The 14,994-nt window shown below is 43.0% G+C and carries 11 protein-coding genes; 1 reads left to right on the forward strand and 10 read right to left on the reverse strand.

Translation table 11 applies throughout. The annotated features are described in order from the left end of the window. Positions 1–396: 396 nt before the first annotated feature. From AAGC65_RS01530 to AAGC65_RS01550, 5 genes are all read right to left on the reverse strand, one after another. The gene (locus tag AAGC65_RS01530) at positions 397–2,763 is read right to left on the reverse strand and encodes an ABC transporter permease (protein WP_343110637.1); all 2,367 of its coding nucleotides are present in this window, start codon (positions 2,761–2,763) and stop codon (positions 397–399) included. 156 nt (positions 2,764–2,919) lie between these two features. Then, complete coding sequence (locus AAGC65_RS01535) at positions 2,920–6,372, reverse strand: ABC transporter permease (RefSeq protein ID WP_343110638.1); 3,453 nt, start codon at positions 6,370–6,372, stop codon at positions 2,920–2,922. A 1,161-nt stretch (positions 6,373–7,533) separates the two neighbouring features. Next, a complete protein-coding gene (locus tag AAGC65_RS01540; protein WP_343110639.1) occupies positions 7,534–8,595 on the reverse strand; it encodes a DUF932 domain-containing protein in 1,062 nt (353 codons plus the stop codon). Positions 8,596–8,600: 5 nt separating this feature from the next. Further along, on the reverse strand, positions 8,601–8,768 hold the full coding sequence (locus AAGC65_RS01545) for a hypothetical protein (RefSeq protein ID WP_343110640.1): 168 nt from the start codon (positions 8,766–8,768) through the stop codon (positions 8,601–8,603). Positions 8,769–8,965: 197 nt separating this feature from the next. Then, on the reverse strand, positions 8,966–9,583 hold the full coding sequence (locus tag AAGC65_RS01550) for a hypothetical protein (RefSeq protein ID WP_343110641.1): 618 nt from the start codon (positions 9,581–9,583) through the stop codon (positions 8,966–8,968). A gap of 1,027 nt (positions 9,584–10,610) precedes the next feature. Between AAGC65_RS01550 and AAGC65_RS01555 the strand changes: the two genes are divergently transcribed. Then, the gene (locus AAGC65_RS01555; protein WP_343110642.1) at positions 10,611–10,739 is read left to right on the forward strand and encodes a hypothetical protein; all 129 of its coding nucleotides are present in this window, start codon (positions 10,611–10,613) and stop codon (positions 10,737–10,739) included. Positions 10,740–10,795: 56 nt separating this feature from the next. Here AAGC65_RS01555 and AAGC65_RS01560 read toward each other — a convergent pair whose 3' ends face one another. The 5 genes from AAGC65_RS01560 to AAGC65_RS01580 form a co-directional block, all read right to left on the reverse strand. Continuing rightward, complete coding sequence (locus AAGC65_RS01560) at positions 10,796–11,029, reverse strand: hypothetical protein (protein ID WP_343110643.1); 234 nt, start codon at positions 11,027–11,029, stop codon at positions 10,796–10,798. Beyond that, a complete protein-coding gene (locus AAGC65_RS01565; RefSeq protein ID WP_343110644.1) occupies positions 11,026–11,262 on the reverse strand; it encodes a hypothetical protein in 237 nt (78 codons plus the stop codon). The genes AAGC65_RS01560 and AAGC65_RS01565 overlap by 4 nt, the downstream gene beginning before the upstream one ends. Next, positions 11,259–12,374 (reverse strand): S1/P1 nuclease, encoded by a 1,116-nt coding sequence (locus AAGC65_RS01570; protein ID WP_343110645.1) that lies wholly within the window; start codon positions 12,372–12,374, stop codon positions 11,259–11,261. The genes AAGC65_RS01565 and AAGC65_RS01570 overlap by 4 nt, the downstream gene beginning before the upstream one ends. 541 nt (positions 12,375–12,915) lie before the next feature. Beyond that, a complete protein-coding gene (locus AAGC65_RS01575; RefSeq protein ID WP_343110646.1) occupies positions 12,916–13,869 on the reverse strand; it encodes an AraC family transcriptional regulator in 954 nt (317 codons plus the stop codon). A gap of 295 nt (positions 13,870–14,164) precedes the next feature. Beyond that, positions 14,165–14,680: a RidA family protein gene (locus tag AAGC65_RS01580; RefSeq protein WP_343110647.1), complete on the reverse strand. Its 516-nt coding sequence runs from the start codon at positions 14,678–14,680 to the stop codon at positions 14,165–14,167. Positions 14,681–14,994: the final 314 nt, after the last annotated feature.

Raw genomic sequence — 14,994 nt, forward strand, 5'->3', positions numbered from 1 at the left:
GATCTAAATAAATCATACTTGCCCAGTTGGATACTCAAACCCGTTGGCCACACGAACCAATTTGTCGATGATCTAAAACGATTTGTCACTTTATTTGATGATTGAAGGCGATTTTAAATATCTAAACCGTTGTTGATCGAACCCGAAAAATCAATACTTTTAATTTATTTCGGTGATAATTACCAAATCATTAACCGTTATTTACTTTAAACAGGCGTTGCAGATTTACGCACATTAGCTGAAGCATGTTATGCTTACTTATAAAAGACTTTATACCATACACGGAATCCTTTTCAGCATTTTTCCAGGGAACAGATACATGTATTATCTTCGATCAATTAATTTCTTTCCAAAAAAATAAGAAAACCAATGCCAATTATTGAGTTTGCTTAACGCTCATTCATTTCGCAAACTATCTACCGGGTTTGCTGTTGCTGCTTTAATGGTTTGATAACACAACGTTACCATTGCAACAAAAAGCACAAATACAGCCGACAGCAGGAATATCCAAATGTTGATATGAATTCGGTATGGATAATCCTGCAGCCACTTTTGTGTGGCCCACCATGCCGCAGGCGTTGATATGGCAGCGGAAATTACGATCAAAAAGGCAAAGTCGGCAAAAAGCTTCCTAACAATACCGCCGACACTGGCACCTAATACTTTGCGGATCCCGATCTCCTTTTTTCGGTGTTCGGCAGATAATGTTGCCAGGCCAAAAAGACCTATACAGGATATAAATACGGTAAGCGCAGCCCCAAAGGTTACTATCTGCTTCCATTTAGCCTCTTTATCATATTGTTCGGCAAGTTCATCATCTTTAAATTGGTATTGATAAGGGATGAACGGGAAGTCGGCTTTAAATTCTTTTTGAATGCGTTCTAACGCTTCCGATTTATATCGGGGGTTGATCCGCACAAAAATATTCCCCCAGGGATAATCCGGGTTCATGCTATACAACATCGGTGAGGTTTTTTCCAAAAGTGAGAGGTAGTGAAAATTCTTTACCACGCCAACTACCGTGTACTTTTTATGGTCATGAAAAAAATCCACGGTTTGCCCTATCGGATTTTTCCAGCCGGCATCCTTAACAAACTGTTCGCTCACCAAAACAGAACTGGTGCTGTCGGCCCCCATATCTCTTGAAAAATTGCGGCCTTTAAGTACGGGTACCTGGAATAAAGGGAGGTAGTCCTCATCCACTTTTTGTACATCGAAACCGAATACTCGAGCCCCATCTATGTAGCCTTCCGTCCCCCAGCGTCCGCCCTGATCGGCAGTGATACCATAGATATTCGGCGCTTTTGCCAATTCTGTCTTAAACAGGTTAAATTTACCTTTGTCGATATTAAAAACACGGATTGATACTACATTGCTGGCATTATACCCCAGATCGAAATGCATAAGGTAATTGAACTGTGTATAAATGGTAATGGTTGCAATGATCAGGAAAGTAGCCAGGGTAAATTGCACAACAACCAGGCCTTTTGACAAATAGTTTTTATCTGTGAAATGGCTGCGATTATATAGCGTTTGTACCGGTTTAAAACCTGACAACACCAATGCCGGGTAAAAACCAGCCAGTAGTCCGGTAAGCAGGAATATTCCTATGTAACCCAATACTAAATTCCAGGTTAATAAATACGAAAAAGCAAGCGCCTTGTTAGTTATTGTATTAAAAAAAGGCAATGTCAGCTGAACCAAAGCTATCGCCAGGACGAACGCTACAAAGCTCAATATAAAAGATTCACCCAGAAATTGTATGATCAATTGCATGCGCTGCCCTCCAAATACCTTGCGGATACCGATTTCTTTGCCCCGCCTAAGCGAACGGGCCACCGTGAGATTTACGAAATTAATGCAGGCTATGGCAAGAATAAATAACGCTATTGCTATCAGGACGTAGGAATATGTTGGTTTGCTGGCGTCTGACAGACCGTTACCAGCGGGGTAATCAGTGCTGGTATGCATAGTTAAAAAAGGTTGCAATTTATAGGTCATTTTATCCTTTGAACCAGATGTTTTAAGTTCGCTTTCAGCATCATTTAGATACAGCTGGTTAATTTGGGTGTTCAGCCGTTGGATATCAGTACCCGGTTTGATGACCAGGAAAGTATTTTGAAAAAAATTAAGCCAGCCGTCACGTACTTTTCTCGAGGCCTGGGGCACCAGCATTTTAATTTTGATCGATGAATTTTGGGGCGATTTTTTAGTCACGGCAGTCACCATGAACGGCTGAAAAACATTGTGCACTTTCAGTTCGAGTATTTTCCCTGTCGGATCACCGGCCCCGAAATACTTTTCTGCTGTCTCTTCCGAAAGGACAATAGCATTCGGGTCACTTAGCGCATTTTCCATCTTGCCATATCGTAAAGGAAAAGTGAAAACAGAGAAGAAATTACTGTCGACAAATAGCGCCGGCTGGTCAAATACCTCGTTGCTCCTCTTAACGGTAAAATCGCTTCCATAAATCCGGACAAAACTCTGTACTTCCGGTAACTGGCTTTTAAATGCCGGTCCCTGTATATCGCCGGTGCCCGAAAACTTGTGTACCTGTCCATCCGGACTTCTCGCATCGACCACCAACTGGTAGATACTGGTGGCCTTTGTATGGAACCTGTCATAACTTACCTCGTCCATTGCATATAAAAATATCATCATGCATGATGCTAAACCTATACTAAGCCCTGCAATATTGATTACTGCGAATGCCTTGTTACGCCAAAGGTTCCTTATTGCCGTTATAAGATAATTTCTGATCATAGCGGAAGATTTGATTTAAAAGATAGTTTCCGGATTACGTTTAGGCCAAATTGCCGCGCCGACCCGAAGATGCATCCCAAGCCATTAAATTGGCATCTTCATTAGAGCGAACGCCGCATTATTCGTTTTCATTACATGCGCACATCAACGTAGCATCTATTCACTTCGAATACTTTTCACCGGGTTGGCCAGTGCGGCTTTGATCGATTGGAAGCTCACGGTTACGAGGGCGATCAAAACAGCGCCGAGTCCGGCCAGGGCAAACATCCACCAGCTGATGGAGATCCTGTAGGCAAAATCCTGAAGCCATTGGTGCATAGCCCACCAGGCGATAGGTGACGCTATTAAAATAGCCAGCAGCACGAGCTTGATAAAATCGACCGATAACAATGTGGTAATACCCTGCACACTTGCGCCTAATACTTTACGTATGCCAATTTCTTTACTGCGCTGCTCAGTCAGGAAAGCTGACAGAGCAAATAAACCCAGGCAGGCAATAATAATAGCCAGTATGGCAAAGCTGGTAAATATTTTACCGGTACGGGTTATGTCAGCGTACATACCGGCAAAATCCTCATCCAGGAAAGTATAACGTATGGGTTGATTTGGTAAGTGTTTTTTCCATAAGGCGGTGACATTGGTGATGGCATGCTGTACGTTTCCCCCGCGAAGTTTAACGGTCATGATGGCATTACTGATCCCGAAATGCAGGGCCATCGGGCTGATCTGCCCGCGCATTGATTCAAAATTGAAATCCTGAATTACACCGATAATTGTATAGAGCCCGGAATCGTAAATTCGTGCGCCTACCGGATTTTTCAAACCCAGGTACCTGGCCATGGTCTGATTGATGATAACGGTTCTTCCTGCCGTATCATCAGCCATATCATAGGAGAAATTTCTGCCTTCCAACAGCTTAATACCCAGTGTTTGCAGGTAAGTGTCATCCACCTGCCAAAACTGCCCGAGAACGGCAGGGTCAAGCTTTTCGCGCCCTTCTTTAAAAAAGGCGTTTCCATTTCGAGCCGTGCCGTTTATCGGTAGGTATTCGCTGATTGAAGCACTTTTAACGCCAGTTATCGTGGTAAGTTCCGCTTTAAAATTTTGGATATTTTGATCATTGAGCGTATTGGTGCCTTGTAATACCATCACCTGGTCTTTGTCAAAACCCACTTTACGGTTCAGGATAAAATGCATTTGGTTATAGATCACAATTGTACTGATGATCAAAATAATGGAAGCCGCGAATTGGAATACGACTAATCCGTTGCGCAGCACCGGATTTTTGCTGCCGGTACTGAGCGTGCCTTTTAATACCTGTCCCGGTTTGAAACCCGAAAGATAAAAAGCGGGATACAGACCCGCAAGCGTGCCGACAACGAGGATAGCCAGCAGAATAACCGGCACAAACCACCATTCCAACCACGGGATTGTCAGTGACCTTGCCGCCATGCTGTTGAAATAAGGTAATAACAGCCAGGCCACGATAATACCCAGCATAAACGAGATGAAACTATAAATAAGCGACTCTGTAAGGAATTGCATAATAAGATTGCTGCGGTACGAACCCACAACTTTTCGTAGTCCTACCTCTTTAGCGCGCCCCGCCGACCTGGCGGTAGAAAGGTTTATAAAATTAATGCAGGCTATGATCAGGATAAAGAGCGCGATAGCGCCGAACAACCAGACAAAGCGGATATCGCTGTTGGTCAAACCGTCCGAAAAATTGTAGGAATACAAGTTGATATCTGGTACCGGCTGCAGGTAAACATGGAACTTTCCAGCTTCGGTTTGAGGGTCTTGCGCGCCGCCTTGACGGGCTTCAGGCATCCAGTAATTTTTTCGTAAGTCAGTATTAAGCTTTTCTTCAAATGCGGCTACGTTGGTACCAGCTTTCAGTTTGATGTATTGAATATAATTAAACCAGCGCCAATCGTTTTGTTCGCCGGCACCAAATTCCATCCCGGAGAGTGTTATAAAAAACCTGAAAGGGTGTAAATGTGAATTTGCAGGTATATCAGCCATGACCCCACCGATACGATAGGGATGCGACCGGTCGTCATCAATATACATGACCTTACCTACAGGGTTCTGCCCGCGATAATACTTTTCGGCAACGGTTTTGGATATTACCATGGTGTATGGCTCTTTTAAAGCAGTGGCTCTATCCCCGTAAACCATTGGCAGCTCAAAAGCGCTGAAGAATGACTGGTCAATATAAATAATGCCCTGTTCATAAGTATTTTGCGGATCGTCGGCGGGGCGCAATTCGGCATGGCCAAGGTAAGAGTTGAGCAGCCTCATTCGCCCCACAAATTCAACTTCGGGAAAGTCTTTTTGAATTGCTTTTGACATCGGCGCAGGCCAGGCCAGGCCACGGCTCATTTCTCCGTCGCCGACAACCCGGAAGATACGATCTGCGCCGGGATAAAAACGATCAAAAGTTGCTTCATTATGAATATATAAACCGATGAGTAAACAGGCAGCGATGCCCAAGGCAAAGCCACCGATCTTTACTACCGCGTACATTTTTTGACTGAGCAGCTGACGGTAAGCGATTTTCAAATAGTTCCTGATCATGGTATTGCGTTTTGGTATTTCAACAGTCCAGTTCTTCGGACTTTCCGGACGCAATATTACCGGCATCATTCTTGAAAAAGGGGCCAATTGATAACTTGGCCCCTCTTTTTTAAGCGTACTTTTATAGTCAACCGGGGTTTTACCGGTCATTTCCTTAAAAACACGATTAAACGTCCTCTTGGAGTTGAAACCCGATTCCAAGGCGATACCGAGGAGTGTTAACCGTTCGTTATCATTGTCATGCATTTTGCGGATAACTTCACGTACCCGAAACTCATTAACAAAGTCATTAAAATTCTTTCCCAAGCCCACATTGATGATCGCAGACAACTCATGGGTGGTCATTTTCATCTGAAACGCCAACGTCGCCAGCGTCAGTTCGGCATCCTCATATAACCGGTTGGCCGCAACCGTTTCCTTCAAACGGCGGCCTTTCTCTTTGGCATCCGACCTATCTGTTATCGGCGGGGATAATGCGACTTGACCAAACGGTCTAATTATAGTGGTTGCTGCCATTATAATCAGCATGAATGTCAATGGGAAAAAGAAAGCGGCGTTAAATAACGCAGCCAGACAAACCAGCGCAAGCTGCCACAGCGCGCGCGCTAAATGACGGAAAGCATACCTGGGCTTGTCCATCAGTACAGGCCGCAGCTGTTGATAAAAATTATCTATCAGTCGATGGGCGAGGTACAGATAAACAAATACCGGAAGCAAGGTCAGCCATTCCGGCAACCAGTAACCCATAAGCAATGGGCAAAAATGCAGGTAATCTTTCCCACGAAATTGGTATGGCGGGTTGGTAAGTTTTAATACGTAAAAGTAGAGTAGGGGTCCTAATATAGACAAACCAAAGCTCACACCATTGATCTGAATAACCCCTACGATGATGGCCATGCTTAAAAATCGATTAGCAGCCTGCCCCGGCCTTTTTATTAGCGCTAAAAGCAACGCTACAGTTACGCCAATAAATAAACTTGCCAGTGTTAACAGATCGTAAGGTTCTATATATGATATTGCTAAGATCAAGTAGCTTAAAGTTATTGTTATTATCAAAAACGCTTGTCCCTTTTGCCGCCTGGAGCCTTTGTATTGCGTTTAAGCATTATGCATTGTTACCTCAAAATAATACAAAAGTATGATTACCGATCAAGTACAAAAGATAAGTCTAAGACGTTAGAAATTACATATACGTTACAGGGTACAAAATTTGGTTAAACACTCCCATAATTTTATCCCGTGGATAGCAGATAAATTTGAAATACACTTAGGATGCGGCAGCCTGTTGAAAAGTCTGAAGTGTAGTTGCTTCGTTTATAATATATTTAAACAGCAATTATATTGAACTACCAAATAGAACCACTTGAAGCGCTATCTTCAAAATCCACTTTAGATTTGTTACGGAAGGAGTAAGAATTTAAATGGCACCCGAACGGGAAAGTTGTTTTCAGAATTGATACGAGGCTGAAATCGGAATGGCAGGATCTTAAAGCAGTTTTGCTGGAAGAGCAATTACCCAAAATACTACATATTTTATGCACTTAAAGTGATGAACCTAAAAATAAACCATGTAATCAGTTGCTTTTCAATAACTTGATTCGAAACTGAGTGCCTAAGTTAAAACTTAAAACAGGTGCTCAGAAGTTTGGCTTTCTTTGGGGTTATTGAGGGTAGAATTAATGAAAAAAACCTCCAAATAAGCTATTTAGAGGGTTTCTATGGACGTTGCTGCCCTACTTTGTGCGCCCATTTCTATCTTTTTAAATAGCTTATTATCAATAACTTATAAATAAAATGGGCTCGAATCAATCTTCAGGTGCTTAGTTAGGTGCCCACTTTATTGACGGTTCAAATGTACGAATTCCGTTGCAAAAAGCATCGAACCAACAAAGTGTACAACGACAATCCTAAAAGTAATACGCCCAACAGCATAGAGGCGGAAAGAAATTTTATGACTGGCTGGGTCAGGAAATTAAGACTGACGGAATTACTCAAGCAAACGTGACCATGCTTTTGATGATACGATGTATTACCGAAGTGATGCATCCGGAGATTATCGAGTCTGAGCAGCGCCACCTGTTTTCACTAAAGATCATCAAAGCATAAGAAAACAGGGGGCGTTCCCGGGCGGGCGATAGCCCGCCCGGGGCATTTTTGAAAATAAGGGGGATTGCTTCCCCTGAACAGCAATTAGTTGTAAATCAATGCTTCGCTTCCATGCGCTGCAAAACTACGGCAAAGATTAAAGGCGGTTTGCGCCCTTTGCCTGGCTGTGCCGTCCATGATAGATTTAAACTTAGCTTCATCACTTTTGAAACTACGCACATTTTGGAAATAACCCGTCACGCTGTTATATGCGCCAAATACCGTTCCGGCTGTGGTTTCCATTTGCTGGGTCTGACTTCCTAAAGCGTATTCATAAACATTATCTACAATATTCGTATAGTGTGTAGATAGCAGGTCTAACTTACCCTCGGCTAAATTTTTTAAAACCACTTGGTTCGGCGCCATTGTAATCTGTATCAGTTTTTTAACCTCGTCATCTGTAATTCGGACTTTTGCCCACTGATTAAATAAGCCCTCCATTTCACCGCTTAATAATTTACTGATACCCATAAGCGTGTGGGCTTGTTTCAAACGTTCGGCAGCCGAAGCTGTATGACGTATTTTAACCGCACCTGAATGATTATTTAGGGCTGCGTTAAGCGTGTTGTTGCAAACAATACGAACGGGCGTAAAAGCTGCGGTAATACTACCTAAACCATCATGTGTAGTAGTTAAGAATAAATACTGCTCAATCCAATCTTGAATACCGACCCGAATATAATCGGGCAATTTGGCGGTAATAAAAACGCGTTCGCCATTACCTAATGCTCCCGCGGTTTCATATAGAATACCGTCACCACCATCAACTATCTCATCAAAGAATGAAAATGCATCACGGTTTTGTACCACCTCATAATCATTACCGACTACGCCCAAAACCTGTTCGGTATCCGCCCTCACCGTAGCGAAGAAATTAGGAACGTCGATTTCAGGTATCGCTTCAGGATTACCCCAAATAAAATTGTTCGTGTCAAAAGTGAACAAAGGCCGTTTTTCTACGATGTAATCTAAACCGGCTTGCTCTATCGCTTCGCTGCTGGTGGGGTAGCGGTCTATAATTTGTCCTAATCCGTGCCAGGCTTTTTCTTTTACGCTCATAAAGCTGTTTTTACCTGTTTTCTGATTGAAATTTATTTGATGTGCCATGATGGTTATTTTTTAGTGTTTAATCCTATAATTTTAGTTTCCAATACCTTGACATTGCGAGTGCTGCCGATATGATAAACTGTTTTGGTCTGCAACTCGGCTATGGCATCGTGTATGTTTTGATAACTCGTCTTGATTTTGGCCTTAACCAACAAAAAAATAGTGTCTTCCATAACCCTACAGATAGTTGTTCATAAAATCGCTCAATTCCATTTGAAATCTTGCGGGATTTTCTATTGCTAAACTCTCGGCGTATCCCTCCCAAAATATTTGGTTGGTTAGTTCGATAAATTGCTCGTACATAGTAATCGTTGTTTTTTTTAAAACCTAAAAAAAATGCTCCCGACTACATGCCGGGAGCATTTTTTATTTAAACATTTGGGAAAATGATGTTAGCTTCAATCTCAACCAGTTTATTATGGCAGGCATCAAAAATAAATTGTGACACCATGCGGATAAGATTCGGGGTGTTGGTCACAAACTCACGCCCTTTATCATCTTTGATAATCAGCTTGCAACCCTGATATGGGTTATTTTCCAGTTCGTCATTTTCTTCTATCAGTTTGACCTCAAAATCTTCCAGTAACCTGATGCGTGACAATAAAGTAATACGCTGCATGCTTAGACGGTGCAGGCCCTCCACCGATTTTAAAGTTTGCTCTAAATTCAAAGCGAACTTTTTAGGCTCGGCTTTTACTTCTTCGGTTTTGGCGGGTTCAGCTTTAGGATCGTCTATGCCTTGTCCTCTGGTAAAGGGCGCAACGTTAGCGGGTTGGTTATCCACTGTAGCGGGACTATCGGTCTTAACCGCGGCAGTTTTGCCGGCCTCAACTTGCGGAGTTTGTGCAGTTGTTTGATCTTTAACTTTTTCATCTTCCTTGGCTTCCTTTCCTGTCAGGCTTGGACGGTTTTCAATACGGTTTGCGGTTTGGTTGTTTTTTGCTGCTGTACCTTGTACACTGTTTGCATTTTTTTCTGCTGTTTTCATTTTTTAAATGATTTAAAAGGGTTAAAAATTTGTTTTTTTGTTTCCCTCTTTTCCCGAAGACTTTCCTTAAAAAGCTATTTTTCAAAAGAAAAAACGGTAAAAAAGAAAGTCAAAAAGGCGGTCGTAAAGCACGGGCTGAAGAACTATAAGTCCCGAAGGGTGGCCGCAGCACAGCGTAGGACATTATGCGTTCGTAGGAACGGGCTGACCGATCTTGACGCCGCTTTTGTCCGTTTTCTTTGGAAAATAGCTGCTGAAAGCAATCTGGTATTTTATCAGTTAATTAAGTACCGAACAAAGGCAAGCGCGGCTTTTCCCAGCAGGGCGGGTAAACAAGCGAAGTTCTGAGAAAGGTTCTTAATTGAATTTTTAGATAAGTTTTTTTTATAGCGGCTGCGCTTGCAGCCAGGCAAAAGTGCAGTAAAGACTTTATTGCAGCATCCATTCCAAAGCCTTTGCTATTTCTGGTCATCTCTTTCCCTTTGTTCCTGTCTGCAAGAAATATCCCGATAATTTAATTAATAAAATATGCAGTTTTTAAGCATATGCTAGAAACTTATAGAATAGTTTAGAACCCAAGTTTGCTCTACCGGTCAATGCAGGTCGGACTCAAATCGGATAACGATGTATTTCGGTCTGTACGCACCCTGGGAGCATGCTCCAAAGTTACTCCGCCAAATGGGAAATACGTGATCCATTGATTCCACTCAAAGTTTTTTTCGATGCAAATGACACTGACGGCAGTTTGGAAAAATTGAAAAAGGGGCGGAGTGGATCAACGCGGCTTTATCAACTAACATGATAGACGAGATAACAACTATCGGCGAGAGCGTCACAGTTTACGCGTACATTAAAAAAGTTTTCTGCAGCCTGACTGATCTACGAACGAAATTCAAAAGGGTCGCAATTAAAAATTCTGGAAAATCGGGTGGAGACGGAGGATCATGAGAATGGCGAAAGAGGAAAGGGATTTTAAGCCGATTCCAAAAGTGACTCACGTAACGGAAGAAGATGTGCTGGAGAATTTATGAACATTAAAGCCGAAGTGGAACAGCTGATCAGTTCAGAAATGGCGCTGATCGAGACACGGCAAGCTTTGGATGGCAACAACGCGAATACCGGGCAGGATAACCACGGGCAGACATTGTCCATGTAACAGTACGCAATTATTAAAATACTGTTTTACCTGACCTATACCACTGATCAAAAATATTAATTGTTATTTGATAAAATAATATAAGGCGCCAGCGCCTGTATGGTCCGAAAAGCTTTAATTGTCACAATCCGGTTATCTCCCCAATGGTACCAAACCTCCGCATAAAAATCAGGCAGGCTGTATAACAAAATGGAGTGCGTTTCGTCACGCCGCTCGTCCAGCGGCTGGTAGTTCCAGATGTAGTCAGCCTGGTCATTGATATCAAGCAGGTTAAATTCTTCCAGTCTCATAGTTTTTTGAGTTTGGTCGCAATCGCTTGCAATAATTCGGTATCGGGTAAAGACTGACTGGCGGTGTTTTCACTCAATACCCGGTATTGTCCTTCTTCATCCGGTTCAAAAATATAAGGCAGGTCGGCAATAGATACGGCTATGCGGTAAGTAAACCCGTAGCGCTGAAACGCTGCGGGTAACTCGTAGTTTTTATTTTGATAGCTGATTTCCAATAAAAACGGCTCGTTCATTTGACATGGATTTGGTTAGGATCGGTGACAACGATCTCCGGTTTGCCTTTATAGTCGATGACCTCGCCGGTAATAATGATAGTCTTGCCGTCCAGGTTAGCGGCGCTATCTTTCGCTTGCCCTTTAATAGCCAAAGTTAACAGTTGATTAGGATAAGCAGCGCCGAGGTTCACCAGGATCATGCTGCCGATATCTTTGCTGCTATAAGCTTTGGCGGTGGTATAGACGGTTTTGCCGGTAAATTTGGCGACATCCTTAATATCAACCGGCCCGATCGCGATGCCTTGGGTCACCTTATTATCCAATTGCCTGGAAATATCCGTACTGGCCGTTCTGGCGGGTATAGCCGCATTGCTAAATAATTTATTAAGCTCCCCGGCTAGACGTATGCCGGCCTGGTCAATACGTTTACGGATAAGGGGGATGTATTTTTGATAATGGGCCTCGTCGATGTTTTGACCCGGTTTAACGTTATACAACTCGCTGCTGATCTGGTAGCTTTCCCAGATCCATTCCATCGGGCTGTCGTTCTGCCATTTTTTGATTTCGGCGGCTGTAGCTTTATCATAGGTTTTGGCAATATCTTCGGATGACAAGCCTTCATGATCGATCAGTTTGCTGTCCCACAGGCTGTGCAGATTCGTACCTTTGTCTTCAAAGCGTAACTGGATGGTGTTCCCGCCTTTGTCTTCCTTACGGCTGATATGCATGGGTTGATGGGCATCGCCGATAAAATGAATAAGGTATTTCAGCGCTTCCGTCTTTTGTTCCGCCGAACTGGCCGGATCTTTCAAAGTGGCCTCCATTTTCAGGATGGCGGTATAAACATTGCCCTCACTTTCTTGTACAAATTTGACGAACTGGTCATGGGTCAGACCCAGTGGCAGATTCAGGAAATGCCAGGGTGCTGTTTTATGATCACGGTTCTCGTCGGCCCAGGTGCTGACGGCTTCCATCGGTTGTCCGTCCAGATAAGCGGACACGACGTAGGCGGTGTTACCGTTCAGATGTTGTTGTGCAATGGTGGCTACAGCACGATGACCTTTAAAGCCCCAGGAGATCAGGGTTAAGCAAACGATGCCGGTTAACAGGTAGATGGACGTTTTTTTCATAGCGTAAAAGTAATAATCTAAGGGTTATTTCAGGCAGCTACCAGTATGGTTCCGAACCAACGGATGGCTTACTTGGCTTAAAAAGTGGAATTTTCGGGATATTCTTTGATGTAACACTCGATTTCCAACATCTTTCGTATTTAAAATCTGATAGCTCATTTTACTAGATTTATGCCTACAAATTTATGCTAAAAATATTAGTAATTTCAAAAAAGTTTTTATAATTTTGAAAGCCACTAAAATTAGTGGGGAGATGTTAAGGTTAACAATTCATCGTGCAAAAAGAGATATGGTGAGATTCAGGCTACCCACGCTCAGCTATGAGGACCGGAAATGGATGTGAGTGAGATCATCTTAATGGATTCGGATAATACATTTTCATGTGGATGCGCAGCGGGGCGATGCGGAACTATTGCATTTTACCGGATCATGTGTGGTCATTGACCGTGCCCTGTGGCCCATAAACGGTAATATTGTTGTGAAAAGCCTAGCCGCTATCACCATATGTGAGCTTTTTACGCCACGCAAAAAAGAAAATAGGTTATCCATCATCAGTCTCCTGATCAGGGAAAATCTGGTGTTTGTATGCGGATGGTGTCAACCCGGTAATTTTTCTAAAAAGCCTGCTGAAATAAGAAGCGTCTTCAAAGTTCAATTCGTAGGCCACCTCGGTAACGCTTTTATGCAGATCCTGCAGCAAAAGCTGGCTTTGCAATATGGCAACCTCCAAAACAAAACGCTTGGCGCTTTTGCCGAAAATCTGTTGAGTGCACCTGTTCAGGTAATTTTCAGAGACCTCGAGTGTGGAAGTGTAAAATGAAATATTCTTTTTTGATGCAAAGTTTTTATAGACCAATTCTTTAAATTGAATGGCTATCAAATGGTTCTTCGTCCGTAAATCGTTTATTCCTGAGTGTTTAACCAACTTATACAGCAGGGCTTGTACCAGGGCGATCAATACCTGTAATTCATATTTAGGTGAATTGTATTCCCTTAAGATCATTCGCGCTATGCCGTTAACAATATCATTATCCACTTGGCTCAGCGGTATCATTGGGGGGATCTGCAATATTTTTAGCAATTCCATTTCTGAAAAAATGCGGTTCAGGCTCTCGTTTTCCAAAACAACGAGTGTGCCTGCGATATTTTCTGATACGGCCTGAACAGAAATAATCTGCCCCGCACTGATAAAAAAAGCAGCAGGAGCATATACCCGTTTCGTTTCGGTACCCATTTGCATGGTGATATTACCGTCTTCCAGGAGCAATGCATAATTATAATTCGGCCGAAATATAGTTGTCGGCACCTTCATCCGCTCGCAAACCTGATTGTAGTCGTATGCCTGTACCTCTGTTAAATTGAACTGCAGTCCCTGCCAGGAGTTAGCCAGGAACAAGTTTACATAATCTGAACTTGAAAGGTTCTTGATAGCTCGCAATTGCTCTTTTTTTTGCATGGCATCTGCTTCAGTCAATGCAAAAGTACCAAATTTCAAATTCGCGCATTAGGCTGGAAATAAGATACCTGCAAATTTCAGCATGTCTTATGCTGTTGATAAGGGTTTTTATAAAATACTGTTTAAATCTTTATCCGGATGGTAAACAAAGGCACCGCAGTTATTCACCGCGATGCCAATTGATCATCTATCATCATGTTAAAAAAGTGCTAATATAAATTCAGCTATGCCCACTGTTGCAATTTGGTTCGCATGGCTCTGGAGGGGAATCTCTGAACAGCGGCGCGTTTCCGAAATTGAAGCCAGTTTGTTTCAGGAAGGCATCGCCGCCTTATCAAACGACTTCGAAAACAGCGTCGACTTCGACGGCAGCGTTGCCGGGCAGATTCGCTACGCCAATGGTGGTACGAGCATGTCTGCCTTTGTCGCCGAATACCTGAACCATCAGGTCAGAGGCGCCATCCAGGATTGTCGGTAAGGCGAAAAAGTCCGGTGCCGATGCAACATAGCCGCCAATTCGGATAACGCGAACCACCTTGTCAAGATCACCGATCGCGGCCTTTACCTGGGCGAGCAGGTTTAACCCGCAAACACGCGCCGCAGCTATTCCCTGTTCCATGGTCACTTCGTCGCCTACCTTGCCCTCGAAGAGCAGTTCACCCTGAGGATCGAAACAAGCCTGGCCGGTTACAAATAATAAATTACCGCTGCGCGCGAAACCCAGATAGTTTGCCACACCCGGGGCAGGTACATGTACTGTGATGCCTTGTGCCGCAAGGTTTTGTTCGATAACGCCTGTTGTAGCTTGTGAATTAGATTGCATTGCTGCGTTTTCTTCGAAAGAAGTCATAGAATTGATGTTTTAAATTGTTTTTGTATATGCTATTAACTGCTATTATGTTGAAATGACCGCAAAATCAAAAAGCCGCCGTCATACTTTTGAAAACTTATTTTCAGTTCAGCTTCCAATACTCCACTTCGAATTTTCAGCGATAAAAGTATAAATATTAGAAAATGCGTTGTTAGGATATAACATGAAAAAAACAGGACAAAACATGCGTTTTGAATTTTTGTGTTTCCTGTACTTCTACAGGCATTGGGATCCCAACCCTTTTAAAGTGGCAAACGGAGCGCGCCGTGAGTGTAAACGGATAGTAATAAAAG

The sequence above is a fragment of the Mucilaginibacter sp. genome (genome assembly GCF_039207105.1).
Taxonomy (GTDB): domain Bacteria; phylum Bacteroidota; class Bacteroidia; order Sphingobacteriales; family Sphingobacteriaceae; genus Mucilaginibacter.